The sequence below is a fragment of the Herbidospora daliensis genome (assembly GCF_001570585.1).
Lineage (GTDB): Bacteria > Actinomycetota > Actinomycetes > Streptosporangiales > Streptosporangiaceae > Herbidospora > Herbidospora daliensis.
Genome location: NZ_BBXF01000002.1, coordinates 1,393,085 through 1,419,752, shown reverse-complemented (window position 1 = coordinate 1,419,752; position 26,668 = coordinate 1,393,085). Strand labels below are relative to the sequence as shown.

The window sequence follows — 26,668 nt, the reverse complement described above, 5'->3', positions numbered from 1 at the left end:
GCCGAAACGTGGCCGGACCTGGCAGTTTAAGCCTTGCGGTGCACGGTGAAGGGGATGGAGGCCGGGTGGGCCTTGGTCTTGCCCAGGTAGACCTTGCCGGCCGGCAGCGCCTTCGTGTTGATGGTCAGCCCCGAGACGGTCAGGCTGTCGGCGCACGAGGTGCGGAACGAGAAGCCGTCGACCCAGCCGTGGTTGACGACCTTGAAGGTGATGGTCAGCTTGTCCTCGGACAGCACGACCGAGTCCTGCTTCTCCTCGAGCTTGACCCACTTGAAGTCGCGGATCGGGGTGTTCGAGGTGATGGTGCCGGTGTAGGTCGTGGCCTTGCGCGGCTTCTTCTGGGTGATGCGCAGGTGGAAGCCGGCCTTGTCGTGCCAGAAGTAGTTACCGGCCCGAGCCCCCGGGGTGAGGCCCTTGGGCTTGCCCTGAACCTGGCCGATCCACGGCGCCTTCTCGCACGGGGTGCCGGTCGTCGCCGAAGCGGGGGCGACGCCGACCAGGGTGGCGCCGGCCAGAGCCGCGCCGAGCAGAGCGGGGACGAAGGTACTACGCCGCATGGGAGGGATTCCCTTTCGTGTGAGCGTTCTTGGCGCTCGGGACGATAGGGACCCTTCTTGGCAAGATCCTGAGATTTCAGGCGACCCGCCAGTTCTCCGCTCGCCAGGTGTTGCAGTCCTGCAGGTCACGCGTGGTGAAACCCTGGTTCAGCCAGTACGTGATGTTCTCCGCGCCGCCCATGTGGCGCTCCTTGGTCCGTTTGCGCACGAGGTCCGTCCAGTCGGACTTCTTCCGCGGCATCGACGGATAGACGCTGGCCGTGAAGGCGGCGCCGAAGCACTCCGCCTGCAACAGCACCCGGCGGACGATGTCGTCCTCGTCCTCCTCGAAACCGAGGTCCTGCGGCTCGGGAAGGGCCCGCACCCACGCCTTCTCGATCCCGGCGAGCCGCTGCACGTGCTCGCCGTAGAGGGCGGCGGTGAGCGTGAAGAGCGACAGGTCGTCCGGGTCGCGGTTGAGCATCCGCCGGTCGAGGACGACGGTGATCGTCCGGTAGTCGCCGCAGTAGCCGGACGACCAGCGCTTATCCCATTTGAGGTCGCAGAACCACACCGGGTTCTTGGCGAGCAGCTGCAACTTCGGCTTCTTGAACGGCAGCTTCGCCTTGGCGAACTGCTTCGACCAGACCCGGTCGAGACAGGCGGCGACGAACGTCACATAGGCCCTGGCGGTCGGGACGTGGTTGCGCCGCTTGATCGGCTTCTCCGCGCAGGAGGAACGCGGGATGGGCCCCGTCGAATAGAGGGCGTTCTCGGCGAGCAGCGGGTCGGACTGGGGATGCGCGCCCGCGGGTGAAGCGAGCCCGGTGAGGGCGAGGGCGGACACCAGACCGGGGATGAGGGCTCGTCGCACAAATCCCCGATCGTGGTGGTTCGCCGAAGATCGCGCAAGGGCGGGCGGCGAAGTCGGGCGTGGTTAGGCAACCTGCGCGTTCGGGGCGGACCAGGTGTTGCAGTACTTGGGGTTGCGTGAGCTGAACCCGCGGTTCATCCAATAGGTGACGCTCTTGGCGCTTCCCATGGTCTTGTCGCCGGGCCCGGCCCAGTCCTTCACGACGCCCCGCCAGTCGGACGCCCGTCGCGGCATCGACGCGTAGACGCTGCCGGTGAAGACGCCGGTGAGGCAGTAGGCCTGGAGGAAGGTGCGCCGGAGGGTCTCGTCGAAGCCGGGTTCGCCCTCCTCCGGGAGGATCTTGAACATGGCCCTCTCGATGCCGGTGAGGTACTGCACGTGCTCCGCGTACCTGCTGGCGACCGTGACCCAGAGCCACAGGTCGTCGGGGTCGACGTTGAGCAGGGTCCGGTCGAGGACCAGGAGGATCTCCCTCTTGTCCTCGCAGTAGTCGGAGTAGTCGTTCTTCTCCCACTTCAACCGGCAGTAGCTCGCCGGGTCCTTCGTCAGCAGCTTGACCTTGGGCTTCCTGAACTTGACGCCCGACTTGGCCAGTTGCTTCGACCACACGCGGTCGAGGCAGCCCATCAGGAGGGTGACGTAGGCCTTCGCGGCCGCCACGTCGTTGCGCCGCTTGATCGGCTTCTCGGCGCAGGTCGACCGGGGGATCGTGCCACCGGTGTAGAGCGTGTTCTCGGTCAGCTTGGGGTCATCGGCCGGGTCGGCGTGGGCGGGCGTCGCGAGTCCTGCCAGGGCGACGGTTAAAACCAGTCCGGGGATGAGGGTTCGTCTCACAAGCCCCACATCGTGCCGGGACGGCTGTAAAGCGGCAAGTCACGAAATGGGCCCGTGTCGCCACGGGCCCACTCATCGCGTGAGGATCACGGGCTGGTGCAGGTCAGCGTAGGTGTGGCGGCCGTGCCGGCGCCGGTGAAGCCGAACGTGGTGGTGGCGTTCGGGCCGAGGTTGCCGTTGTAGGTCTCGTTCCGGATCTGACCGGTGCCCGACCGCACCCCGCCCCAGATCTGGGTGACGGTCTGCGAACCGGGCCAGGTCCAGGTCACGGTCCAGCCCTGGATGGCGGCGGTGCCTGCTCGTACCGTCACCTCACCCTGGAAGCCCTGCGGCCAGGTGTTGACCTGCCGGTACGTCGCCGAGCACGCCCCGCCGGGGGTCGGGGTGGGCGTGGGGGTCGGCGTCGGGGTGGGGGTCGGCGTGGGAGTCGGACTCGGAGTGGGGGTGGGAGTGGGGGTCGGGCTCGGGTATGGGCCGTCGGTCAGGGTGGGGGTGGTCCAGTCGCGCCACTCGGCCAGGTTGCCCGACGCCCGGGACGAGACGCGGATCGCGCCCGCGTCGTTGCCCGTCTTCAGCAGGTGTTTGCGCAGGTTCTTGGTGAGCTGGTCGCGCCACTCCGTGCGGTTGGCGCAGTGGGTGCCGTCGGCGACGTCCGACCAGTAGGAGATGTTCTCGCCCGCGCCGAGCGCCTTGTAGACCTCGGCTCCGGCCAGGGCCGCGACGCTGGCCGAACGCGGGCCGAGGTTGGCGATGTGCGGGTTGTCCATGACGTACAGGCCGCGCGGAGCGATCATGGCGACGACCGAGTGGGTGTCGACGGGCAGCCGGTTCGGGCTGCCGGTGAACGAGCCGAACGCGTCGCCGAACCACGGCTGCTCGCCGTAGGCGCTGCTCAGGCTCTGCGCGCCTTCGCCCGGCACCCCTCTCAGGATCGGCACGCCGGCCGTGCCCGACTCGATCGGCATGGTCAGCGCGATGCGCTGGTCGAAGGCGCCCGCGACGAACGCGCCCTTGCCGAAGCGGGAACAGCCGGTCACGCCGGTCGCGTCGGCCTTGAGGATCGAGCTCCCGGACGCCTCGATGACGTCGATGATGCGGGAGACGCCCCAGCCCCAGGCGGCCAGCAGGCCGGTCTGGCTCTGCGCGCCGTAAATGCTGTAGAAGGCGCCCTGCTTGTTGGTGCGCGGGGTGCCTTCGCGGCCGACCGTGTAGGGGTCGTACCTGATGACGGCCACCCCGGCGGCCTTGATGGTGTTGATGTCGGCGCCGAATCCGCCGTACACGACCACGACGGGGAACGGACCGTTGCCGCTGGGCACCTCGACCGGGGCGGAGAAACTGGAGCTGCGGCCCTGGTGGGAGACGTTGACGGTGATGCTCGTCCGGGAGACGGTGCCGGTGACGCTCGACGGCTTGCCGGGCTTCTCACCGTAGATGAAGCGCTCCGAGAGGCGCTTGATCTCCTCACGGCGGCACCGCCAGTCGGCCTTGCTGGTGATCCGGGTGTTGTTCAGCCGCCGGAACGGGTCGGGCAGGCGGGAGTTGGTCGGGAGCGACCCGGCGTCGGGCAGGGTGACGGCGCAGTCGGCGCCCTCGTTCTCGACCGTGGAGGCGGCCTCGGCTGGCGACAGGGCGACCGCTCCGGCGATCGTGAGGACGGCCGTCGTGAACACGACGGCCATCGAACGGAAGGACACTGGGCTCTCCCTTCGGGAGGGGGGTCTTGGGTGGCTGGCCCAGTGTGTGAAGGGGTCCGAAAGTCGTCAACGTTGCAGCGAAATCTTTCGACCCACCAGACGGCTGTGAACTGCTTCGATTCTGTTGTACGTTTCAGCGTCGGTCGAAAATAGCTGAAATCATCGGTTTTCAGACGACCTTCGGATCGAAATGTTTCGGGGACCCCCTCCCCGAAAGCGCTCGAACGGATCGCGGTCGGCGGATGCCCTTCCCGCGGCGCCTGGCAGCAGCGGAACGCGCCCGGTCCCTTCGCGTCGATCGAATCTCCGGAGCCACCTCTAACGGGATTCTCCCGTCAGTGGTCCGCGCAGTGGTATTCGGGACCGGATTCACAGAAGCACTGTCAGGGCCGAGGCGAGGTCTCCAGGAATTGCATGATCTGGTAATCCCCGAGATCCGGCTCCGAAGACCTCGCCACCCAGAAAGCGCCCGCCGCGGCGATCAGCCCGACTACCGCGAGGGTGTGAATGATTGATCGCCGCATGGAAGGGAGGCTATAGGGCCTTTTTCATCGGCCGGACAGGATCAGGCCCAGCAACGCCTCGTGCGTCTCCCGGTCGGCCGCCACCAGCAGCCCCTCCCCCGTCTCGAACGGTCCCCCGTTGAGGTCGGTCACCACGCATCCCGCCGTCCGGCAGACCGCCAGGGCCGCCGCGAAGTGCACGCTGTCCCGCTTGTCGCCGTCACTCAGATAAGCCGCCCGCCGGCCCGCCGCGACCCAGAAGCAGGCCAGCGACGTCGACATGACCCGGGGGCTGAACCGCTCGGCGAAGCCGGGGGCCGCGATCACCGACAGCAGGTCCCCGTAGGGCGGGTCGAGGTTGAAGTCGACCAGCTTCGAGTCGGGCGACGGCGTCAGCACCTGGTCGCCGACCTGGGCGCGGACGCCGTCGGTCCAGAAGACCTCGCCGCTGATCGGGTCGGCCGCCGCCGCGGCCACATCTTGGCCGTCCACACGCAGGGCCACGTTCACGGCGATCAAGGGGGTCTGGGCGGCGAAGTTCAGGGTGCCGCACAGGGGGTCGACCATCCACGTCCGGTCGGAGGAGCCGCTCAGGCCGGTCTCCTCGCCCAGGAAGGCGTCGTCGGGGCGGTGTTTCCTGATCAGGTCGAGGATCGCCTGCTCGGCTTCCAGGTCGGCCTGGGTGGCGAAGTCGACGGACGTCTTGTCGTATCGGGGCACCGGCTTGCCGTAGAGGGAGCGGACGACGGAGGCGCCCGCTTCGGCGGCGGCGATGGCCAGTTCCGCATCAGAAAGACTCATATGTCCATCCTGACCCCCGGACAGCGCAGGCGTACTGTGAAGTTCATGGCCGACTATCGAGACGTGTACCGGCGCAGCCTGGCCGATCCGGAGACGTTCTGGCTGGAGGCCGCCCGCGCGGTCGACTGGGTCACCCCGCCCTCCCGTGCCCTCGACGACTCGGCCGCCCCGCTCTACCGCTGGTTTCCCGACGGGGAGCTGAACACGGCGTACAACTGCCTCGACCGGCACGTCGCCACCGGCCGGGGCGGGCAGACCGCGCTCATCTGGGACAGCGCGATGACCGGGCAGGTCAGGCGGTTCACCTACGAGCAGCTCACCGACCAGGTCGCCCGGTTCGCCGGGGGGCTGCGGTCGCTCGGCGTCGGTGTGGGCGACCGGGTGGTGATCTACATGCCGATGGTGCCCGAGGCCGTGATCGCGATGCTGGCCTGCGCCCGGATCGGCGCGATCCACTCGGTCGTGTTCGGCGGCTTCGCGCCGCGTGAACTGGCCGCCCGCATCGACGACGCCGCCCCCAAGGCCATCGTGGCCGCTTCGTGCGGGCTGGAGCCGAACCGTACCGTCGAATATCGCCCGATCATCGACCAGGCCCTCGGCCTGTCCCGGCACCGCCCCGACGTCATCGTCATGCTCCAGCGCGACCAGGGGGTCGCCCGCATGGACGAACGCGACGTCGACTGGTTCGAGCTCATGTCGAGCGCGTCACCGGCCGACCCGGTGCCGATGAAGGCCACCGACCCGCTCTACATCCTCTACACCTCGGGCACGACCGGCCGCCCGAAGGGCATCGTCCGCGACACCGGCGGCCACGCGGTCGCGCTGGCCTGGTCGATGCTGAACGTCTACGACGTCGCCCCCGGCGAGGTCTGGTGGACCGCCTCCGACGTGGGCTGGGTGGTCGGCCACAGCTACATCGTGTACGCCCCCCTCCTCATCGGCGCCACCACCGTCCTCTACGAGGGCAAACCCGTCGGCACCCCCGACGCCGGGGCCTTCTGGCGGATCGTCGCCGAACACGGCGTGGTGACGCTGTTCACCGCCCCCACGGCGCTGCGGGCGATCAAGCGCGTCGACCCCGACGGGAAGCTGATCGGCGACCTGAAGACCTTCCGCGCCCTCTACCTGGCCGGCGAACGCCTCGACCCCGACACCTACCACTGGGCGGGCGAACGGCTGGGCGTGCCGGTCGTCGACCACTGGTGGCAGACGGAGACCGGCTGGCCCATCGCCGCCAACCCCCGCGGCCTGGACCCCTTGCCGACCAAGCCGGGCTCGGCGACGGTCCCGCTCCCCGGCTGGGACGTCCAGATCCAGCCCGACGGCGCGATCACCTTGAAGCTGCCGCTGCCGCCCGGCTCCCTGCCCACCCTGTGGCACGACGACGAGCGCTACATCCGCGAATACCTGACCCGCCACCCGGGCCACTACCTGACCGGCGACGGCGGCTACGTCGACGACGACGGCTACCTGTACGTCATGGGCCGCACCGACGACGTGATCAACGTCGCCGGCCACCGCCTGTCGACCGGCACCATGGAAACGGTCCTGGCCGCCCACCCGGCTGTGGCCGAATGCGCGGTCATCGGCGTGTCAGACCAGGTCAAGGGTCAAGTGCCGCTGGGCCTGGTGGTCCTGAAGGCGGGCGCCGACATCACCCCGGCCCGCCTCGCCGACGACCTGATCCACGCGGTCCGCCGCGAGATCGGCCCGGTGGCGGCGTTCCGCGACGTGGCGGTCGTCCCAGCCCTGCCGAAGACCCGCTCGGGCAAGATCCTCCGCCGCTCGATGCGCGCCCTCGCCGACGGCCGCGACGAACCGGTGCCGTCGACGATCGAAGACCCGTCGGTCCTGGAGAACCTGCGCGCGGTGCTCCGACCCGAGGTCTCCTAGGGGACGGTCTCGGGCAGCAGGTGGAACGCGGGGGTGTGGCGTGGACGTACCAGGCCGAAATCCCGGCGATCCAGGGTCGCTATCTGCTTGACACCCAGCCGCTCGGCGATGGCCATGACGGAGACGTCGGCCGTGTCGAGACACGCGGACCTGTATTGGCGGACGAGTTCCGCCATGCGGCGGATGTCAACGGGGCCCAACTCCACGAGCTCGAACTCCTCGACCGCGAGCTCAAGGAAGCGGGCGTGCACCTCGGGGCCAAGCCTGTCATTGATGATCCAACCCGCCTCAGCCAAGATCGTCGTAGGCAAGAAGATCCGCCCCTTGAGGTTCTCCAAGAGACGCAGGCACAGGAAGTGGTGCTGGTCGTCACGATCAACAAGGGCATACAGAGGGCTGGTGTCGAGCAGCGTTATGGTCACACTGAGCGATTGAACCGCTCCGCTGTGATTTCTTCGATCCGTTCGGAAATATCACTCTCGCCGGAAGCGCCGATGCCGGCGATCGTCAGGTGACGCTGCGGGCTCTCGGCGACCGGGTCTTCGGTCGCCGGGTCGGCGAGTTCGTCCTGCACCAGTCGCAGCACGCGACTCGCCTGGCCGGGCGAAAGCCGGTCGACCAGGTGGTGCAGCTCTTCGTAGGCGGGATCGGCACTCATGGCGCCAGTGTAACCCGGCCCAAAATGGCTGGCAGGAAGGTTTCAGAGCCTCATCTGATAGAGCCCGTAAGCCGCCACGGATGACGCGTCGGTGACGTCGCCGCGCAGGATCATCTGCTCGAAATCCGCGCGTGACACCCACTTCTGGCGCATGTCCTGTTCCGTCGCCTCCCGGGCCGTCTCGCCCGGGGTCAGGCCCGTCGCCACGAAGACGTGCATCGACTGGGTGCTCAGGCCGTGGGAGTTGTCGAGCCGTCCCAGGAACCGCAACTCCTCAGCTCGCAGCCCCGTCTCCTCCGCGAGTTCGGTCCGTGCCTCGTCGTCGCGGGTGGGGGCCACCGCCGAGCCCTGCGGGAAGCTCCACGAGCGGCGCTTGATCGGGTAGCGGTACTCCTCGACGAGGTGGAAGCCGCCGTTCTCCTCGGGGATGACCAGGACGAAGTCGGCCCGCTGGACGTAGCCGTAGATGCCCGGCGTGCCGTCGGGGAGCACGATCTCGTCTTCGATGACGCTCATCCAGGCGTTCCGGTAGACCTCCCGGGTGGAGATCGTGGTGATCGCGCGTCGTTGCTGGTCGTCCATGGCTGCTCACCCTAGGCGTGGTGGAAGGGTCCAGGGTCTCGGACGTCCGTTAAACCCGTCAGTACGGGCGGTATCGCCCAGGGAACATATATGACATATCACCGTAACGGATGATCTATAGCGTCCAGCGCATTACCGGGTTCCTCAAGGAGCACGTGGTGCGCAAAGTCCTGATCTCCCTCGCTACTCTCTCCCTCACTCTCGTCACCCTGCACGCGCAACCGGCAGCCGCCAAGGTCGAGCTCGACCTCGAGGCGCTGACCGGTGCCGAGGCCATCTCCCTCATGGCCGCCGGCAAGCTGACCTCGGTCGAGCTGACCAAGGCGTACATCGACCGGATCACCGCGCTGAACAAGCGCGGGCCCGGACTGAACGCGGTCACCGACCTCAATCCGAACGCCTTAAGGGAAGCGGAGGCGTACGACCGTCTCCGCAAGAAGGGCAAGTCGCTCGGCCCGGCCATGGGGCTGCCGATCCTGCTCAAGGACCTGATCGACGTCGAGGGCATGGCCACGACGGCGAACAACTGGTCGCTCCGGCAGTCGTTCCCGGCCAGCGACGCCGGCATCACCAAGAAGCTGAAGGAACACGGTGTCGTGATCCTCGGCAAGGTGGGCCTGTCCGAGTACGCCAACAGTTTCGGCAACCAGCCCTCCGGCTTCGGGAACTACGGCGGCCAGGTCGTCAACGGCATCGACGCCGACCAGAACCCCTCCGGGTCGTCGTCGGGGACCGGCGCGGCCATGGCGGCGGCGCTGTCGACGCTGGGCATCGGGACCGAGACCTCCGGCTCGATCATCTCGCCATCGAACGCGCAGTCGCTCGTGGGTCTGCGGCCCACCGTGGGTCTGGTGCCCGGCTACGGCATCGCGCCCATCTCGGCCTCGCAGGACATCGCCGGGCCCATGGTCCGCAGCGTCTCCGACGCCGCGCTCACGCTGGCCTCGATCGCCGGGCCCGACCCGGTGGCCGACGCCGGGTACAAGGCCATGTTCGGCGACGACTACGTCGAGAAGGGCATCATCCCGGCGCTGCCCGCCACGCTGCCCGACTACATGAAGGCCCTCGACCTGAACTTCGTCCGGGGCAAGAAGATCGGTTACAACGGCAACCTCACCGAGGGCAGCCCGCTCAAGATCGCGTACGACGCCCTGGTGGCCGCCGGCGCCGTCATGGTGCCCCGCCCGACGGCGACGATCCCGTCGCTGCCCGCGCTGCCCAGCGGCTACGAGCAGCACAAGAGCATCAACTCCTACTACGAGCGGCTCGGCCCGCAGGCGCCGATCAAGTCGCTGCTCCAGGAGATCCAGGTCAACCAGGCCGAGGCGCACCAGGCGCTCAAGTTCGGCAACAACTCCCACCTGAACGCGTCGCAGTCGGACGTGACCCCGGGCGGCGCCACCGAGCAGCTCTACCGGACCAACCTGGCGATCCGTAAGGCCGCCTGGCACAAGGCCATCGACGACATGATGACGTTCACCAACTCGGACCCGGCGCAGCCGGCCGACCCGGTGATCGCCATCCTGGGCAGCACGCCGAGCGCCCCGCAGGCCGGTTACCCGACGATCACGATCCCGATGGGCTACACCGCGACCCAGCGGCGCGCCCAGAACGTGGCCGTGCACGGCGCCGCCTACGACGAGTACGACCTCATCGGCGTCGCCTACGTCATCGAGCAGGCCACCAAGCTCCGCCAGCCGGCCTCGCTGGTGAACCCGAGCATGTACCGCTGCGCGAAGACGACCCCGGCCCCGCCGTTCGCCGCGCGTGGTGGTTGCAACCCTGACTACGACGCCGTCCTCAAGGTGACCGGCTACGACTCGCGTGCCCTCGGCTTCTCGCTGGAGACCGAGACGGCCACCAGCCTGCTGGCCAAGCTCAAGGCCGACGAGGTCTCGGCCGAGGAGCTCACCCGCGCCTACCTCGACCGCATCGCGCTGACCAACGCCGAGGGCCCGGCCCTCCAGGCCGTGCGCGAGATCAACGTGGACGCGATCAAGGAGGCCCGCAAGCTCGACCACGAGCGCGGCCGGTACCGCAGCCCCGACGCGCGTCCCGCCCTCTGGGGCCTGCCGGTGCTGCTGAACGACACCATCGACGCCACGTCGTTGTCGACCACCGGCGGCTCGATCGCCCTCCAGGGCACCAGGCCCGCCGCCGACGCGGCCCTCGTCGCCAAGCTGAAGGCGGCCGGGGCGATCATCCTGGGCAAGACCAACGTCACCGAGCTGAACGGCGTCTTCGACGCCAACCTGCCCAAGGGCTACAGCTCGCTCGGCGGCCAGGTCCTGCTGCCGAACGACACCGACAAGACCCCGGCGGGTTCGTCGGCCGGCGCCGCGGCGGCCACCGCCTCGGGTCTGGCCGCGATCACGATCGGCATGGAGACCTCGCCCGACTCGGCGCAGCTCCTCGCCCCGGCCGACGCGGCCGGCGTGGTGGGCCTCAAGCCGACCGTCGGCCTGGTCAGCACCGCCGGTGTGCTGCCGGTCGCCAAGTCGCAGGACGCGCTCGGCCCGATCACCCGCAGCGTCGGCGACGCCGCGACGATCCTCAACGTGATCGCCGACCCGGCGAGCCCGGTCGACTACACGAAGGACCTCAAGGCCGACGCCCTCACGGGCAAGAAGATCGCCGTGGTGTCCAGCACGAGCGCGCCATTCCAGGACGCGATCGCCAAGCTCCAGGGTCTCGGCGCGACCGTGACCCAGGTGAACGTCGCCACGCCGGCCGCGACCGACAGCGTCGTCGGCACCGAGTTCAAGCGTGACGTCAACGCCTACCTGGCCGCGACCAAGCCCGGGACGACGCTGCAGAGCATCATCGACTACAACGTCGCCAACCCGGTCGAGGGCCTGAAGTACCAGCAGGGCCAGCTGCTGGCCGCCAACGCGGTCGACCTGTCCGACCCCGCGACCAGCGCCAAGTACACGGCCGACCTCGCGAACGGCAAGGCCGCGAACAAGGCGGTCCTGGACGCGGTCCTCGGCGACCACGACCTGATCATGGTCCCGAGCGGCAGCAACGTGATCGGCTACGCCGACCGCGCCGGCTACCCCGCGCTGACCATCCCGGCCGGCTACGGCGTGCAGGCCAGCTCGGCGGGCCGCAACCCCATCGGGGTGACCCTCATCGGCGGCGCCTTCTCCGAGGCGAAGCTGCTGGCGGGCGGCCACGCGCTGGAGCAGGCGATCGACGACCGCCTCGCGCCCAGCTACACCAACCCGAGCATGTGGCGCTGCGTGCCGGAGAGCACCTTCTTCACCGGGGAGTTCTGCCTGCCGGGCGACCGCCAGGCGCCTCGCTACAAGGGATAACCGCCAGAAGACGAGAAGGGCCCGCGTTCCCCGCGCGGGCCCTTCTTTTTTGGGTGTACGTCGTGAGCCGCTCGCCCCGGTCTCAGGGTGGGCGGAGCCGTAAAGAAAAGGGCTCTTGTATGTCGGCGTTGACTTATATAAGCAAGACCTGACATAGTCGGGCACGTGAACGCCTTCGACGTGTTGGGCGATCCCGTGCGCCGCCGCATCATCGAGCTGCTCAGCGAGGGCGAGCTGACCTCCGGTGCGATCACCGCGACCGTGCGGGCGGAGTTCGGGATCTCGCATTCGGCCGTCGCGCAGCACCTGCGGGTGCTGCGCGAGAGCGGCTTCGCGACCGTGCGCGCCGAGGGCACCCGACGCCTCTACGTCGTCGATTCCACCCCTCTCAGGGAGGTCGACGTGTGGCTCGAACCGTTTCGCCGATTCTGGTCCCAGCGCCTCGACGCCCTGGAGACCGAGCTGGCTCGCACCAGGAGGAAGAAATGATCGACATCGGCTGGACCTCCCGCGAGGTCACCCGCGACGACGAGACCGTCGCCGTCGTGCTGCGCCGCGACTTCCGCTCCCCCGTCGACGACGTCTGGGACGCGCTGACCGACCCCGAACGCCTCAAGCGCTGGTTCCTCCCGGTCAGCGGCGACCTGCGGCCCGGCGGCGTGTTCGCCACCGAGGGCGGGGCCGGCGGCACGATCCTGACCTGCGAGAAGCCGCTGCTGAAGGTCACCTACGGCGACGAGACGAGCGTCGTCACGGTCACCCTGACCGGCGACGACGACGCGACCACCCTCGAACTGACCCATTCGGTCCCGCTCGCGATGGCGCAGAGCGGCGCGGGCGCGCTCTGGGTCGGCCCCGGCTGGGACGAGGCGTTCCTGGCGCTGGAGCTCTTCCTCGGCGGCAAGGAGGCGCAGGGCCAGGTCACCCCCGAATACGGGCAGGCCACCGTGGCCGCCTGGGCCGCCGCGATCGAGGCGTCCGGCACCGCGACGGCCGAGGAGATCGAGACGGCCCGGCAGATGGCCCTGCAGCAGTACGCGTCCTAGACCTCTTCAGGATCATGGCCCAGCGCCGCGCGGCCGCCGTCCACGGGCAGCACGGCCCCGCTGACGAACGAGGCGGCGTCGGAGAGCAGGTAGGCGACGGTGTCGGCGACCTCCTCCGGCCGGCCGACCCGCCCGATCGGGTGGAGGCGGCGCATCTCCTCCTCCACCTGCTCGTTCGTGTACGCCGCGTAGCGCTCCGTCCAGATCGAACCCAGCGCGACCGCGTTGACCCTGATGCCATCAGGCCCGTAGTCGACGGCGAGCGCCTTCGTGAGCCCCTCGGTGGCGGCCTTCGCCGTCGCGTAGGCCACGGCTCCCCTGACCGGCCGCTGCGCCTGGTGGGAGGAGACGTTGACGATCGCGCCCCGCTTCTTCGGCAGGAACCTCCCGATGGCCGCCGCGCAGCCGACGACGACGGGGTCGAGATTGAGCCCGATCACGTCGATCACCTCGCGCGGCGGGGTGCCGTGGAGGGACACGTCACGAAATATCGCGGCATTGTTGACCCAGCCGACCAGATCGCCGTGCTCCTCGGCCAGGTCGGCGGCCCTCTCGGCGACGGCCGGATCGGCCGCGTCGCCCTGCACGGGGATGCCGACGGGACCGGGATCGAGGTCGACCACCACCACCCGGCCGTCGCGTGACAACCGCTCGGCGATGGCCCGGCCGATCCCCCGGCCTCCTCCGGTGACCACATAGGTACGTCGCATGTCTAGCATGATGCGCGTGACAAGGCTGGACGAGCGACAGTGGCGGGCCCGCCAGGAGGCCCACCACACGCGGGTGGACGTGTGGATCGAGCCCCACCTCGAACGCCGCAGGCGATCGCAGGCCCACCCGGTCGAGGACTTCCTGTTCAGCTACTACGGCTACCGCCCCAGCCGGTTGCGGCGCTGGCACCCGGGGGCGTTCACCGTGCTGGAAGGCGCCGCCGACTTCGGCACCGGCTACGTCGCCGTGCCCGGCGGCCAGACCCTCGACGTCGCCGACCTGGTCGCCCGCCGCCTCGACTCGATCACCTGGATCGCCGGCCTGCTGCGCCGCACCGCCTCCCGGGCGGGCCAGTTCGGCTGCTTCGGCATGCACGAATGGGCCATGGTCTACCGGACCGAGGAGATCCGCCACTCCGCCCAGCCGCTCCGCCTGTCACCGCAGCGGGTCGCCGCCGCCGTCGAGGAACGCCCGCTGAAGTGCACCCACTTCGACGCCTACCGCTTCTTCACCGAACCCGCCCGCCCGCTGAACACGCTGCCGCTCTCCCGCGAACTCCAGCCCGCGACCGAACAGCCCGGCTGCCTGCACGCGAACATGGACCTCTACAAGTGGGCGGTCAAACTCTCGCCGCTGGTGCCCGGCGAACTGGTCGCCGACTGCTTCGAACTCGCCTGGGACATCAGAGCGGTCGACATGCGCGCCAGCCCCTATGACCTGCGCCACCTGGGCTACGAACCGATCCCGATCGAAACGCCCGAGGGCCGCACGACCTACGCGGCGACGCAGCGGGAGTTCGCCGCCCGCGCGGCCCCGCTGCGCGCCGAACTGATCGCCTGGTGCGACCGGCTGACCACCCGGCCCGAACCCGAACTCACCTGACCTGTCGGGCCGAGGCGGTCCAGGTGTTGCAGGCACCGGGGTCGCGCTTGGCGTAGCCGCGCTTCATCCAGTAGACGATGCTCTCGCTGTCACCCCGCAGGCGCGGGCCGCCGACGAAGTCGTCGCCGGTCCGCTCGCGGTATTTCAGCAGCGCCGACCAGTCTTTGGCCGGGCGCTTCAGCGACTTCCACACGCTCCCGACGAACACCCCCGACATGCAGTCGCGCTGGAGCAGCTCGCGGCGGTTGATCTCCTCCTGCTCGGCGTCGGTGATCGTGGGAATCTGGCCGATGGTCGCGTCACTGATGCCGACGCGGTCGAGGAACACGTGGCCCGCCATGCCCGCCGCCATGTCCATGAGGGCGAGCGGATCGGGCTTCTTCAGCATGTGGTCCTTCAGCATGATGCCGATCGTGGTGCCGCAGAGGTTGGCGACGTAGTCGTGCTGCCACTCGGTCCCGCAGACGTCCTTCTTGCCGGGAACGGTCATGATGTGCACGGTCGGCCGCTTGTAGGGCAGGCCCTTCTTCTTCGCGTACGTGCCCCACGTCCGGTCGAGGCAGGAGAACACCGTGGTCAGGTAACGCTTCGCCGAGGCGGCGTCGTTCTTCTTGAGCGCCGGCTCCTTGCAGGCCGTGGCGGGCAGCGCCCCAGCCTTGTAGAGGGGATTCTGCACGAGTTTGGCCGGCAGATCCGACGGCGCCAGCAGGGTGGCGGCCAGGCCGATGATGAGGGGGGTGCTCATGGGGCACGACGATATTGCTAGACGCTCAGCCGCTCGACCACCGTCTCCGCCGGGCGGCCGAGCAGCGTTTCCAGGTCGCCGGTCTCGCGTTCGAGGGCGCCCGCTCTGACCATCCCGTTCAGCCAGGCCATCGGGCCGGGGCCCGCGTCGGGCACCTCCTCGTAGGCGACGCCGAGGGCCTCGGCGACCTGCGGGTACGTCCACAGCGGGCCGGTCAGGTCGTAGGCGCGGCCGAGGTGGCCCTCGCCGGTCAGGGCGTTCGCGGCCGCCTGGGCCAGGTCTGCGCGGAAGGCGGTGTTCAGGCCGCGGCCGCCGGTGCTGCTGCGGATGACGCCGTCGGTGACCTGGGGCAGGAAGGCGTCGCCGTAGAAGGGGTTGCGCAGGATCGTGTGGGCCAAGCCGCTCGCGACGAGCGCCTGCTCGGTGGCGTGGTGGGCCTCGGTCATGCCGGTCGCGACGGTGTCGGCGTTCAGGAAGCTCGTGTAGACGACGGCGGTCACGCCCGCCGCCACGGCGGCGTCGATCACGTTGCGGTGCTGGGCGGTCCGGCGGGCGGCGTCGAGCTCCGGTGAGGAGATCAGCAGCAGCCGGTCGACCCCGGCGAACGCCGCCACCAGGCTGCTCGGGTCGTCGTAGTCGCCGTGCCGGGCCTCGACGCCCGATGGGAGGCGGGAGACGTCTCGCGCGACGGCGACCACGTCACCCTTGAGCCGGTCGAGAACCAGGCGGCCGAGCTGGCCGGTGGCGGCGGTGACTGCGTACATGGAACTCCTCGGTGTGCGGAAACCCGCCGGACAGTGAATCGGCCCCTTCCACGGGGGCGCCACTGGTTTTCAGCGGGTGGGATCGAGGCTGATCCACAGGTCGGGCGGGCCGAGGATCGGGCGGGCGTCGGTGAGGCGCAGTCCGGCGTAGCCGCAGCAGTAGGCCTCCGGGTCGTCCTCGTAGAGGAACTTGAGGAGCACCTGTTCGGCCGAGTCGGCCTCGGTGGGGGGAGCGAGGCCGAGGATCGTGTCCCACTCGGTGATCTCGCCGTCGATCGCGCCGGCGCCCTGCTCGCCGCTCTTGGGGTTGGAGTACATGGCGTAACCCCGGGTGCCCCGGGTGAGCCGCCGGAGCAGGCGCTGATCGGAGGCGTACCAGTTCCAGGGCTGGGTGACCACGCAGCCGCCGGTCACATCGGTGACGCCGACGACCCACTCGGGGCCGTCGTCTCGTTCCTCTTCGGTCACGGGTGTGCCGCCCAGCCGGCGCGTCGCCTCGGCGGCGGTGACGCCCGCGACGCAGGCGATGCTGTGGCCGTCGTCGTCGATGGACTCCAGCGCGGGGAGCAGGTCTTCGGCGAGCGCCACCGCCGCCGCTTCCTCGGGCGTCAGGGCAAGGTCGCGCGGCGGGAAGAGGCCGGGGGTCGGGCCCGCGAGGGCGAGCCGGGCCGGTGACCAGCCGTTCATCATCGGCCGCCACGGATCGGCGCCGGCCTCGACCAGGGCGCGGGCGTTGTCGGCGTTGCGGTGGAAGACCGCCGCCCATAACGCGGTGTGGCCCTCGTCGAGGACCTCGACGTCGGCGACCCGGCCGGCCAGTTCGGCGACCACCTCGGGGCTGCCGTAGGCGGCGGCCTGGAACAGGGCCGGGCCCCAGTGGTCAGACCCGTCGGGGTCGGCGCCGGCCGCCAGCCGGGCCCGCACCTCGCCCAGATCGTTCCACGTGTTTCCCCACATGCCGGCTCCTCCGCCTCTCGTCCCGTTGACGGCCCGAACGTTAACGAGCACGTCCGACAGAATTCCTGGGGCTGGTGGTGTCAACCACGGAGCTGGGCGGGCCGTCTCCCTATACGCCTTCGCGGAACGAGGAGTTGCGGTGCTCATTCGACGGGCTGTGTTCGCATCGATCGGCTTATGGGCCCTCATGTCGTGGTGCCCGCCGGCCTACGCGGCGACCGACGTCGTCGAATACTCCTGTACGCCCAAAGGCGGGATCCCGCAGACGGTGCAGATCCGGGTCGAGCTCATCATGCCCGCCGTCGCGCGCACCGGCGAGCAGTTCTCCATCACCCACCGCGCCACCTACTCCGACTCGACGGCGATCCAGGCCACCGCGGCTCTCCCGGCCGACGCGAAGATGTACGCCTACGTGTCGATCAGCGCCTTGCCGAACCTCACCTCCGGCACCGGAGTGGGCGACGTGGTCGGCCCGGTGACCGCCGGGAACACGATCACCCTCCCGACGACCGCCACGGCGGTCCGATCGACGCCGAACACGGCCGGGACCGGAAAGGTGCGGCCGGGCGACATCACCTTCGGCACGACGCCGCAGGACCGGCTGATCGACTGCGAGCCGCAGAACTCCGACGCGCTCACCACCTACGACCTGGTCGTCACGGGCGCGGAGGCGAGTGAGACCCCCAGCGCGACGCCGTCGACGACGCCGTCGGCCACGCCGGCCGCGACGGTCACCGAGACCGTCACCGACGAACCCGTCGACGAGGAGCCGGTCGACGAGGAGACCGACCTGGAGACGCCCGAAGGCGGGGTCGCCACCGGGGGCGGGGGTTCGGCGGGGCCCGACGGGCGGGTCATCACGCTCATCGGGGCGACGGTGTTCGGGGCCGCTCTCACCGGCCTGGCCCTGCGCCGGCCCGTCGTGGCGTCTCGGGGCAGGCGATAGCCGTAACAGAAAGAAAAGAGCCGAGCCGGTCGACGGCGACCGGCCCGGCTCGGGGTTTCTACGACAGGTCGGAGCAGGCCAGCGCGTCGGGGTCGTCGGCCGCCTGCGGGACCCAGCGCACGTTGGCGAACGACGCCGAGAACGCGCCTTCCGTGTAGACGAGGAAGGGCGTGTTCACGTTCTCGAAGTCGAGGCCGTTCGCGAAGCACGACACCGGGATCTTCACCGTCGACTTGCCGTCGCCGGCCAGGCCGGTGAACAGGTTGGTCGCGACCACCTCGGCGAAGCACGGGTAGACGCAGTGGGCGCTGATCACGGTCCGGGCCGTCGGCGCCGAGTGGACGATGGTGTCGAAGACCAGCGCGGCGTCGGCGTTGAGGTATCCGCGCAGGTCGGAGCCGCCCGCCGGGTTCTGGTAGTAGATCTGGCCGGGGCCGGTGCCGGCCCAGGTGGTCTTCAGCGCGTCGCCCTGGACGTTGACGTCGGCGGGCACCGTGTTGATGTTGGCGTGGGCGGCGGCGCCGTCGGGGCCGATCTCGGTGCCGCCCCAGTTCTCGGGGGAGCCGATGAAGCTGCGGTAGGGGGCCACGTCGGTCCGGACGAAGACCTCCAGGTCTTCGGTGGCCGTGCCGCCGCCGCCCGTCGAGGTGCACGACGGGAACTCGTGGGAGGTTTCGTCGAGGGTGCCGACGTTGCCGGTCTGGCCCTTGGCGAGGCCGTATCCGGCCGGGAACAGCGGGTCGTAGCCGGGGTCGCCGGGGTTCAGCGGCGACTGGCAGGCGCTCTTGGGCCAGGAGTAGGAGAGCTTGCCGGTGAAGTCGTGCCGGCCGACCAGCACGTCGGCGACGCCGCCTCCTTCGGTGCCGGGGAGCCAGGCCGCGACGAAGGCGTCGGAGCGGTTGAGCTCCTTGTTGACGTAGAGGGGACGGCCGGTGACGTAGACGGTCACCACGGGGGCGCCCTTGCCGGCCACCTTGTCGAGCACGGCCAGGTCGCCGGGGTAGAGCTTGGCGGCTTCGAGGGTGCGCCTGGCCAGGTCGCCGACGCCTTCGGCGTAGGGGGTCTCGCCGAGCACGGCGATGACCGCGTCGAACTGGGCCGGGTCGACCCCGTCGGCGGTCTCGCTGAAGGTCACGTTGGACGTGCCGAGCGCCTGGCGGAGGCCCGCGAGGATGGTCGTGCCGTTCGGGAAGTCGGCGTTGGTGTTGCCGGTGCCCTGCCAGCTCAGCGACCAGCCGCCGGTCTGGTTCTGCAGGTTGTCGGCGCTCTTGCCGACGACCAGCACCTTCGCGTCCTTGGCGAGCGGCAGCACGTTGCCGTTGTTCTTCAGCAGCACCTGCGACTTGCGCACGGCCTCGCGGGCCAGCTTCACGGCCTGGAGGCGCGACTCGTCGCCGGCGAGCACGCGGTCGGAGGGGCGGCGGCCGTCGAAGATGCCGGCGCGGTACTTGACGCGCAGGATGCGGGTGACGGCGTCGTCGATGCGCGACATGGCGATCTCGCCCGACTCGACCTGGGCGATGGTGTTGGCGATGAACGCCTTCCACTCGTTGGGCACCATCACGATGTCCATGCCGGCGTTGATCGCCTGGGCGCAGCTGGAGTTGGTGCAGCCGGCCACCTGGCCGATGCCGTTCCAGTCGGACACGACCAGGCCGTCGAAGCCCATCTTGCCCTTGAGGATGTCGGTGATGGCCTTCTTGCTGCCGTGGAGTTTGCCCTCGTTGATGCCGAGGTCCTCATTGGTCCAGCTGTTGAACGACACCATGACCGACTGGGCCCCGGCGGCGAGCGCGCCGTAGTAGCCCTGGCCGTGGACGTTGATCATCTCGGCTTCTGACGAGGGGTTGACGCCCTGGTCGGCGCCGAGGCGGGTGCCGCCGTCGCCGATGAAGTGCTTGGCGGTGGCGATGACGCCGCGGTTGCCCATCCGGCGCCAGCTGGAGTCCTGGAGTCCCTGGACGGCTTCGTAACCGTAGGCGCGGGCGAGGTTGGGGTCTTCGGCGTAGCCCTCGTAGGTGCGGCCCCAGCGGTCGTCGCGGACGACGGCGAGGGTGGGCGCGAAGGCCCAGTCCTGACCGGTCACGCGGAGCTGCTCGGCCGTGGCCTCGCTGATCTTGCGGATCAGGCACGGGTCGGCGGCGGCGCCCAGGCCGATGTTGTGCGGGAAGAGCGTCGCGCCGAAGACGTTGTTGTTGCCGTGGACGGCGTCGATGCCCCAGATCACCGGCACCTTGGTGCGGGTCGTCACGGAGGCGTCGTAGAAGGCGTCGGCGAGGCCGAGCCAGTCGCCGACCGGGGCGTGCTTGTTGCCGCCGGGCCACGAGCCGCCGCCGTTGAGGACCGACCCGATGAAGTACTGCCTGACCTCGGCCGGGGTGATCGCGTTGATCTCGGGCTGGGTCATCTGGCCGACCTTCTCGGCCAGGGTCATGTCGGCGACGAGCCGGGCGACCTTGCGCTCGATGGCCGGGTCTTTCTCGATCTTGCTCTGGACCTTCGGCCAGTCGCTGTAGGTCGGGAGGGTGTCCTCGATCTTCGCGCACCCGTTCTCGAGGACGGGCGGACCGGCGACCGGGGGTTCGGCGGCCGTCGCGGGCCCCGGTGAGGCGACGACGGCGCTTAACAGCAGGGACAAACCACTGAGGACGGCGAAGCGTCTCTTTCGCATGGAGGGCTGCACACGCGAAATCCTGACCGTGTTACTGGACCGAGTCAATACGTTCACAAGAGCGCTCTCTCAGAGAGAAGTCGCAGCACATCGCCTTGATCAAAGAAATCCCACGGCGTGAATTAAGTCTTTCGGAGAGCGTTCTCCAGCAGGTCGGGCTGACATCGGCATAAGTTTTCGCTGCTGGGACGCGTGATGAAGCCGTTATGGCCGGATGTCTTCAGAAACACGCGGGAAACACTCTATGGTTTCGAGATAACGTTATCTCGACCGGTCCAGGCGCGGCCGGTAGAGGTTCCTTTGCCTGCTCAGGCAGGGGCAGAAAGGCACCCCCCATGAGAACAACCCGAGGCATCCTGGCGGCGGCCGTGGCCGCTTCCCTCCTGACGGCGCTCCCCGCCGAGGCGGCGGTCCCGACCGCCGACCAGCAGTGGGCCGAGATCCAGCAGCTCGTCGGCGCGGTCAAGGGCCGCTGGACGACCCAGAACTACTCCGGCGCGGTCAACCGCACCATGCCCGACACGGCCCTCCTCGGCAACGGCGACATCGGCGTGACCTCCGGCGGCAGCCAGGGGAGCAAGACCTTCTACATCTCCAAGGGAGATTTCTGGACGTCGGCCGGCAGCCCCTCCCTGGTGGCGCTCGGCAACGTGACCATCCAGGCCGACACCACGATCACGGCGACCAACCTCGCGCTGGGGGCGACCGCGACGGCGTCCAGCAGCCACCCGTCGTTCCCGCCGTCGCGCGCGGTCTCCGGCGCCTGGGGTTCCGGCTACGAGGGCTGGGTCTCCAACGTCGGCAAGCCGCAGTGGCTGCGCCTCGACCTGGGCTCGGCGAAGACCTTCCGCCGCTACATCCTCAAGCACGACCAGGCCGCCCGCCCCGGCGAGGCCGCCAACAACGGCAAGAGCTGGACGCTCGAAGCCAGCACCGACGGCCAGACCTGGACCACGATCGACACCGTCACCGGCAACACCGCCGCGACGACCGACCGCACGTTCGCCCCGGTCACCGCCCGCTACCTACGCCTGAACCTGGCCGAGCCGACCCAGGGCACCACCGCCGACTCGATCAGCAACCCGCGCGCCCGCGTCGGCGCCTTCGAGCTGTACGACGCCGAGGGCCCCACCCAGCCGACCGGTGAGTTCCTGGAGGAGCAGAACGTCCTCAAGGGCGACGTCGACACGTCCATGCAGCTCGGCGGCGTGCCCGTGACGATGAAGACCTTCACCGGCGCCGACAGCAACGTGGTCGTCACCTCCATCACCTCGCAGGGCGACAGGCCGGTCAGGCTGCGCGCCCAGACCGTCGCGGGCACCCCCGACGCGCGCGGCGGCATGGTGCAGACCTCCGGCGTGCAGGGCGACACCCTGTGGGCCACCCGCCAGACCCCGGCGAGCAGCCGGGGCGTGTCCCGGGCGTCGCTGGCCACCCGGGTGATCGGCGGCAACCCGACCGTCGCGAACGGGCGCGTCGACTTCGAGCTCGCCCCCGGCCAGACCGTCGACGTCGTCACCGCCGTCGCGGGCGGCGGCGTGAACCCGGCCGACCCGGGCCCGGCCGCGATCGCCCTGGCGGGGGCCCAGACCGCCGCGTCGGTCGACGACCTCTACGCCGCCCACCTCGACTGGTGGAAGGACTACTGGCTGCGCTCCTACGTCGACCTCGACGACGACGTGCTGGAGCGCTTCTACTACAGCTCCCTGTACTTCCTCGGCAGCTCGCTGCGCGAGGGCAAGACCGCTTCGGGCCTGTACGGCATCTGGGCCACCACCGACTTCCCGCAGTGGGGCGGCGACTTCCACCTCAACTACAACTGGCAGGCCAACTACTACGGCGTCTACAGCTCCAACAGGCCGGAGCTGGCGCTGCCCTACTTCGACGCGGTCGACGCCTTCGTGCCGGAGGCCCGCCGCCGCGCCGCCGAGGACCTGCGCCGGGTCAAGCCCGACTACGTCGACGCCCGCTTCCCGAGCGGCGGGGTGAAGAGCGGCGTGCTGTTCCCCGTGGGCATCAGCCCGTTCGGCACCACGAGCGACGACAACTACCACAACCAGGTCGCCAACGCCCTGTTCACGGTGACCCAGCACATCGAGTACTGGCAGTACACCCGCGACGAGCAGTGGCTCCGCGAGACCGGCTACCCGTTCATGAAGGACGTCGCCGCGTTCTTCGAGAACTGGGTCGAGGACGACGGCTCCTTCTGGGGCGGCCCCCACGAGATCACCTGGGCCAAGAACCCCAGCGCCGACCTCGGCATGCTGAAGCTCCTGCTGACCACGCTGGAGGACGCCAGCACCCGGCTCGGCCTCGACGCCGACCACCGCTGGGTGTGGGGCAAGATGCTGCGCAACCTGCCCGCGACCCCCACGACGACCTACCAGGGCAAGACGGTCTACGCCCTCGGCGAGCCCGGCACGATCAGCGACAACCGGGCCATCCGCCCCGGCGACAACACGGTCAACCTGGAATTCATCCACCCGGGCGGCCAGATCGGCATCGGCTCCCCCGCCGCCGAACGGCAGACCGCCATCGACACGATCAACGTGATGAACTCGTGGGGCCAGGACAACAGCTTCCCGAAGGTCTTCACCCAGGCCGCCCGGGTCGGCTACCCCGGCCAGACGATCATCGACCGCCTCAAGCAGCAGATCAACCAGCACGCGGTCGCCAACCTGCGCATCGCCGACGGCAACCACGGCCTGGAGAAGGCCGGCGCGATCGAGGCGCTGAACAACCTGCTGCTGCAGAGCTGGGACGGCCTGGTCCAGGTCTTCCCCGTGTGGCCGGCCGGCAAGAGCGGCGCCTTCCACAACCTCCGCGAGAAGGGCGGCCTCGTCGTGAGCGCCTCCCGGACCGGGGACGCGGTGGAGTACGTCGCCGTGAAGAGCGAGCAGGGCGGCGTCTTCGAGGTCAAGAACCCCTGGCAGGGCACGAAGGTCGACGTCTCGGCCGACGACGGGACGGCGAGCAACGTGGGCGCCGGGAAGTCGACCCTGCGCATCAACGCGGCGAAGGGCGTGACGTACACCTTCACCCCGGCGCGGTAGGCGGCTGATCCAGGGCGAGCCCGGCGCGGCCTGCGCCGGGCTCGCCCCTTGCCGCAGCTGGACACCCGGATGGGAACTACAGTTGTGAGCTGAGTCTCTGCACCGGAGGTCTTCCGTGTCCGTCGAATCCCACGATCTGTCCACAGCCCATGTGGTCGAGTCGCTGAAGGCCGACCGGAGCCCTCGCAACATCCGGGCCTGCCTGCCCGGCGACGATCGCGACCACTTCGACAGAGACTTCAGGCGGGCGATGGCCCATGCGAGCGACGAACTCGATCTGACCCCGGTCAACGACGTGCTCGCCCACTGGTGGCACATCGCCCTCATGAAGGCGACCGGGGAATACGAGGCGGTGCTGGCGCGCGCCGCCCAGGTACAGCAGGCCGCAGACCGAGGCGAGCCGAGATCGGGCCGCCCCTGGCGGGAGATCCTCTCCGACCGTGCCGCCGAACTCGGGCGGGAGCTGCCCGGCTAGATGTACGTCATCGGCACCGGCAAGGACACCGACGAGCAGGTCGCGGCGCTGCCCGCGCAGGCTCTCGCCCCGCTCCAGGAAGCGCTCGTGCTGCTGGAGGTGGCCCCGTGGACCGGCGTCCCCTTCGTGAAGGAGAGGCCCGACGCGCCTGTCCGAAGCCTGACCTTCGGTGAGGGCGGGGCCGGGCTCATCACCTACTTGATCATCGAGTACCGGCGGCGGGTGGAGCTCATCTCGATCGTCTGGGTGTGACGCACGGTGAGATGAGAGACCGCTCATCGGCGGCTCATGGAGTGCTCACCCCCGGCTTCGAAGCTCTTCTCAGGCGGGCGCGTCGCCCGCCCCTACGGGAGGGGTTCCGATGAGGAAGAACGTGCTGCTGGGCGGGGTCGTGCTGGGGGCGCTGCTGGGGGCCGGGGTCGTCGCGCCGGCCAGTGCCGAGGAGCGGGCGTGCCGGGCGACCCTGCGGGCCGTCACGGTCGACGATCTGCGGGTGCCCTCGGGGGCCACGTGCACGCTGGTCGGCACGAAGGTCAAGGGCACGCTCAAGGTCGAGCGCGGGGCCACGCTGGTCGCCCGGGGGATCAGGGTCGGGGGCAACGTCCAGGGCGAGAACGCCAAGGCCGTCAGCGTGCTCGCCGGGTCTCACGTCAAGGGCAGCGTGCAGGTCAAGCAGGGCGGGGCGGCGACCGTCACCTCGTCGCGCATCGACTCCGACATCCAGCTCGACGCCAACAGGCGCTACCTGAAGGTCCACTCCAATCGTGTCGGCGGGTCGATCCAGGTCGTCGGCAACCGGGGCGGCGCGCAGATCAAGGGCAACACCATGAAGGGCAACCTCCAGTGCAAGGAGAACGCGCCCCGGCCGACCGGCGGCGGCAACAAGGCCGGGGGCAACAAGGAGGACCAGTGCCGCCGGCTCTAGCCGGGATAGTCGGGGAGCCGGAACGACGTGTGCACCCGCAGCCCCACGCTCGACGCGGTCAGCAGCCGCACCAGCGGGCCGGGGAGGCGGTTGAGCACCCGCATCCCGTACACGAGACCGCGCAGCGCCCCCTCGCTTCCGGGGATGAGCCGCTTGGCCGCGCCGACGGCGAAGGTTCTGCTCTTCTGGACGTAACCCGCCAGCTCCCCCTCGTAGGAGGCGAAGGCGTGGTTGTGGTCGGCGAAGCGCGACAGTTCACCGGCCAGGACGTAGGCGCCGACCATGGCCAGGCTGGTGCTGCCGCCGACCGCCGGGCCGGGGCAGTAGCCGGCGTCGCCGACCAGGGTGACGCGGCCCTTCGACCAGGTGTCCATGCGTAACTGGGTCACCGAGTCGAAGTAGAACGCGGGGGTGGTGCCGAGGCGGTCGAGCAGCCACGGCACCTCTCCGCCGAGGTCGCCGAAGTGCTCCTTGACCAGGATCTTCTGCCTCGCCACGTCGCGGTGGTGGTAGTCGAGCGGGGCCGGGGGCCGGAACATGAACAGGCCGCGCACGTTCTCGTGGTGGTGGTAGACCGCCGCCATCCGGTTCACCGCGACGAGGCCGTCGACCCGGCCGGGTGTGCCGGGGTGGTCGGTCAGCGTCAGCACCGCGAGGTAGGCGCCGATCCAGGCCGAGTAGGCCGCCTCGGGGCCGAAGGTCAGCCTGCGCACGTTCGAGTGGAGGCCGTCGGCGCCGATGACGAGGTCGAACTCGCGCGGCGGGCCCTGCTCGAAGGTCACCGTCCGGTCGTCGATGGCGGCGATCGAGTCGCCGAAGAGGTATTCGACGTGGTCGCGGCCCGCGTCGTAGAGGATCTCGCTGAGGTCGTCGCGCATGATCTCGACGTGGTCGCCGGCCGACTTCGCCATCAGGGCGCCGATGCGGATCTCGGCCGGGCGGGCGTCGCCGGGGCGGCGGAACGAGAGCAGTTCGACGCCGGTGCGGCGGTCGTGGATCTGGTCGTGTACGCCCATGCGCCGGGCGATCTCCAGTGCGGGACGGAACAGGTCGACGGCGTGCCCGCCGGCCTTGCGCAGCGCGGGGTGCTTTTCCACGACGGTGACGGCGTGGCCTCGGCGGGCGAGCCAGTAGGCGGCGAGCGGGCCCGCCACGCTCGCGCCGGAGATCAGGATACGCATCCGAAAGCTCCTTACTTAACAGTAGGTAAGTTGCTGACTTAACGGATGGTAAGCCACTGTGAGTTCCATGGGGAGGCCGACCGACACCCGCGACCGCATCCTGGCCACCGCCCGGGAGCTCTTCCTGGAGAAGGGGGTGCGCGACACCAGCCTGCAGCACATCGCCGACCGGCTCGGGATCACCAAACCGGCGCTCTACTACCACTTCTCCTCCCGCGACGACCTGCTGCGCACGATCGTCACGCCGATGTTCGAGGAGCTGGAGGCGTTCCTGGCCGAGCACGCGGGAGCCGCCGCCGACGAGCTGCTGGGGGCCTACTTCGACCTGGCCTGGCGGCGGCGCGACACGCTGGTGATGATCCTTTCCGACCTCTCCGTGCTGCACGAGCTCGACCTGATCACCCGCATGCTGGCCTTCCGCGAAGGGCTCACCACGATCCTGATGGGCGGCGCGCCGGAGCTCGTCGCGCGGGTGCGCGCCACGGTCGCGATCGGCGGGCTCTCCGACACGGTGGTGATGTTCCCCCGGGAGCCGTACGAGCAGGTCAAGCAGGCCGCGGTGGCGGCGGCGATTATGACGCTGCGCGGGTGAACATCCCCGACTTATAGTTCCTTCC

General features: G+C 69.6%; 25 protein-coding genes. 11 read left to right on the top strand and 14 right to left on the bottom strand.

The window, feature by feature from the left end; genetic code table 11:
- Positions 1-26 precede the first annotated feature (26 nt).
- The 5 genes from AW274_RS13060 to AW274_RS13040 all read right to left on the bottom strand — a co-directional run bounded on the left by AW274_RS13060 (position 27) and on the right by AW274_RS13040 (position 5,245).
- The gene (locus AW274_RS13060; RefSeq protein WP_062431266.1) at positions 27-557 is read right to left on the bottom strand and encodes a hypothetical protein; all 531 of its coding nucleotides are present in this window, start codon (positions 555-557) and stop codon (positions 27-29) included.
- 76 nt (positions 558-633) lie between these two features.
- Entirely contained in the window at positions 634-1,410 is a 777-nt protein-coding gene (locus tag AW274_RS13055; RefSeq protein ID WP_157520102.1) for a neutral zinc metallopeptidase, read from the bottom strand.
- A 63-nt stretch (positions 1,411-1,473) separates the two neighbouring features.
- Positions 1,474-2,244: a hypothetical protein gene (locus AW274_RS13050; protein ID WP_062431264.1), complete on the bottom strand. Its 771-nt coding sequence runs from the start codon at positions 2,242-2,244 to the stop codon at positions 1,474-1,476.
- 86 nt (positions 2,245-2,330) lie between these two features.
- Positions 2,331-3,941, bottom strand: coding sequence for a glucuronyl esterase domain-containing protein (locus AW274_RS41945; RefSeq protein WP_232320097.1), 1,611 nt, complete (start codon positions 3,939-3,941; stop codon positions 2,331-2,333).
- Positions 3,942-4,489: 548 nt separating this feature from the next.
- The gene (locus tag AW274_RS13040; protein WP_062431263.1) at positions 4,490-5,245 is read right to left on the bottom strand and encodes an inositol monophosphatase family protein; all 756 of its coding nucleotides are present in this window, start codon (positions 5,243-5,245) and stop codon (positions 4,490-4,492) included.
- Positions 5,246-5,290: 45 nt separating this feature from the next.
- Between AW274_RS13040 and AW274_RS13035 the strand changes: the two genes are divergently transcribed.
- Complete coding sequence (locus tag AW274_RS13035; protein WP_157520099.1) at positions 5,291-7,138, top strand: AMP-binding protein; 1,848 nt, start codon at positions 5,291-5,293, stop codon at positions 7,136-7,138.
- On the opposite strand, the gene AW274_RS13030 is transcribed toward AW274_RS13035, so the two are convergent.
- From AW274_RS13030 to AW274_RS13020, 3 genes are read right to left on the bottom strand one after another with little or no spacing between them, the layout of a single operon-like run.
- Positions 7,135-7,560: a type II toxin-antitoxin system VapC family toxin gene (locus AW274_RS13030; RefSeq protein WP_062431261.1), complete on the bottom strand. Its 426-nt coding sequence runs from the start codon at positions 7,558-7,560 to the stop codon at positions 7,135-7,137. The genes AW274_RS13035 and AW274_RS13030 overlap by 4 nt on opposite strands.
- On the bottom strand, positions 7,557-7,796 hold the full coding sequence (locus AW274_RS13025; RefSeq protein ID WP_062431260.1) for a hypothetical protein: 240 nt from the start codon (positions 7,794-7,796) through the stop codon (positions 7,557-7,559). The genes AW274_RS13030 and AW274_RS13025 overlap by 4 nt, the downstream gene beginning before the upstream one ends.
- Positions 7,797-7,838: 42 nt before the next feature.
- Entirely contained in the window at positions 7,839-8,378 is a 540-nt protein-coding gene (locus tag AW274_RS13020) for an NUDIX domain-containing protein (protein ID WP_062431259.1), read from the bottom strand.
- Between the two features lie 158 nt (positions 8,379-8,536).
- Here AW274_RS13020 and AW274_RS13015 point away from each other — a divergent pair, with 158 nt between their 5' ends.
- The 3 genes from AW274_RS13015 (at position 8,537) to AW274_RS13005 (ending at position 12,741) form a co-directional block, all read left to right on the top strand.
- Positions 8,537-11,695, top strand: a complete 3,159-nt coding sequence (locus AW274_RS13015) for an amidase family protein (protein ID WP_198169157.1) — start codon at positions 8,537-8,539, stop codon at positions 11,693-11,695.
- A gap of 165 nt (positions 11,696-11,860) precedes the next feature.
- Complete coding sequence (locus AW274_RS13010) at positions 11,861-12,184, top strand: ArsR/SmtB family transcription factor (protein ID WP_062338109.1); 324 nt, start codon at positions 11,861-11,863, stop codon at positions 12,182-12,184.
- A complete protein-coding gene (locus AW274_RS13005) occupies positions 12,181-12,741 on the top strand; it encodes an SRPBCC family protein (protein ID WP_062431257.1) in 561 nt (186 codons plus the stop codon). Before AW274_RS13010 ends, AW274_RS13005 begins: the two co-directional genes overlap by 4 nt.
- Here the strand turns inward: AW274_RS13005 and AW274_RS13000 are convergent.
- The gene (locus tag AW274_RS13000) at positions 12,738-13,451 is read right to left on the bottom strand and encodes an SDR family NAD(P)-dependent oxidoreductase (RefSeq protein WP_062431256.1); all 714 of its coding nucleotides are present in this window, start codon (positions 13,449-13,451) and stop codon (positions 12,738-12,740) included. The two genes, AW274_RS13005 and AW274_RS13000, sit on opposite strands and share 4 nt — an antisense overlap.
- Before the next feature lie 10 nt (positions 13,452-13,461).
- Here AW274_RS13000 and AW274_RS12995 point away from each other — a divergent pair, with 10 nt between their 5' ends.
- On the top strand, positions 13,462-14,334 hold the full coding sequence (locus tag AW274_RS12995; protein WP_198169229.1) for a 3-methyladenine DNA glycosylase: 873 nt from the start codon (positions 13,462-13,464) through the stop codon (positions 14,332-14,334).
- On the opposite strand, the gene AW274_RS12990 is transcribed toward AW274_RS12995, so the two are convergent.
- The 3 genes from AW274_RS12990 to AW274_RS12980 form a co-directional block, all read right to left on the bottom strand.
- Positions 14,327-15,079 carry a neutral zinc metallopeptidase gene (locus tag AW274_RS12990; RefSeq protein ID WP_062431254.1) on the bottom strand — a complete coding sequence of 251 codons (753 nt, stop codon included), beginning with the start codon at positions 15,077-15,079 and terminating at the stop codon, positions 14,327-14,329. The genes AW274_RS12995 and AW274_RS12990 overlap by 8 nt on opposite strands.
- A gap of 17 nt (positions 15,080-15,096) precedes the next feature.
- Entirely contained in the window at positions 15,097-15,843 is a 747-nt protein-coding gene (locus AW274_RS12985; protein WP_062431253.1) for an NAD(P)H-binding protein, read from the bottom strand.
- A 69-nt stretch (positions 15,844-15,912) separates the two neighbouring features.
- Positions 15,913-16,800, bottom strand: coding sequence for an ankyrin repeat domain-containing protein (locus AW274_RS12980; RefSeq protein ID WP_062431252.1), 888 nt, complete (start codon positions 16,798-16,800; stop codon positions 15,913-15,915).
- 157 nt (positions 16,801-16,957) lie between these two features.
- Between AW274_RS12980 and AW274_RS12975 the strand changes: the two genes are divergently transcribed.
- Positions 16,958-17,746 carry a hypothetical protein gene (locus AW274_RS12975; RefSeq protein ID WP_062431251.1) on the top strand — a complete coding sequence of 263 codons (789 nt, stop codon included), beginning with the start codon at positions 16,958-16,960 and terminating at the stop codon, positions 17,744-17,746.
- Between the two features lie 58 nt (positions 17,747-17,804).
- Here AW274_RS12975 and AW274_RS12970 read toward each other — a convergent pair whose 3' ends face one another.
- A complete protein-coding gene (locus AW274_RS12970) occupies positions 17,805-20,384 on the bottom strand; it encodes a glycoside hydrolase family 3 protein (protein WP_232320096.1) in 2,580 nt (859 codons plus the stop codon).
- Positions 20,385-20,752: 368 nt separating this feature from the next.
- Here AW274_RS12970 and AW274_RS12965 point away from each other — a divergent pair, with 368 nt between their 5' ends.
- The 4 genes from AW274_RS12965 (at position 20,753) to AW274_RS12950 (ending at position 24,870) form a co-directional block, all read left to right on the top strand.
- On the top strand, positions 20,753-23,470 hold the full coding sequence (locus tag AW274_RS12965; protein ID WP_198169156.1) for a discoidin domain-containing protein: 2,718 nt from the start codon (positions 20,753-20,755) through the stop codon (positions 23,468-23,470).
- A 115-nt stretch (positions 23,471-23,585) separates the two neighbouring features.
- Positions 23,586-23,945, top strand: a complete 360-nt coding sequence (locus AW274_RS12960) for a DUF6247 family protein (RefSeq protein ID WP_157520096.1) — start codon at positions 23,586-23,588, stop codon at positions 23,943-23,945.
- Complete coding sequence (locus AW274_RS12955; RefSeq protein ID WP_062431248.1) at positions 23,946-24,197, top strand: hypothetical protein; 252 nt, start codon at positions 23,946-23,948, stop codon at positions 24,195-24,197.
- A gap of 109 nt (positions 24,198-24,306) precedes the next feature.
- Positions 24,307-24,870, top strand: coding sequence for a hypothetical protein (locus AW274_RS12950; RefSeq protein WP_063813256.1), 564 nt, complete (start codon positions 24,307-24,309; stop codon positions 24,868-24,870).
- Here the strand turns inward: AW274_RS12950 and AW274_RS12945 are convergent.
- On the bottom strand, positions 24,867-26,051 hold the full coding sequence (locus AW274_RS12945; protein ID WP_062431247.1) for an FAD-dependent monooxygenase: 1,185 nt from the start codon (positions 26,049-26,051) through the stop codon (positions 24,867-24,869). The two genes, AW274_RS12950 and AW274_RS12945, sit on opposite strands and share 4 nt — an antisense overlap.
- A gap of 67 nt (positions 26,052-26,118) precedes the next feature.
- On the opposite strand from AW274_RS12945, the gene AW274_RS12940 reads away from it, so the two are divergent.
- Positions 26,119-26,643 (top strand): TetR/AcrR family transcriptional regulator, encoded by a 525-nt coding sequence (locus AW274_RS12940; RefSeq protein WP_062431246.1) that lies wholly within the window; start codon positions 26,119-26,121, stop codon positions 26,641-26,643.
- Positions 26,644-26,668 lie beyond the last annotated feature (25 nt).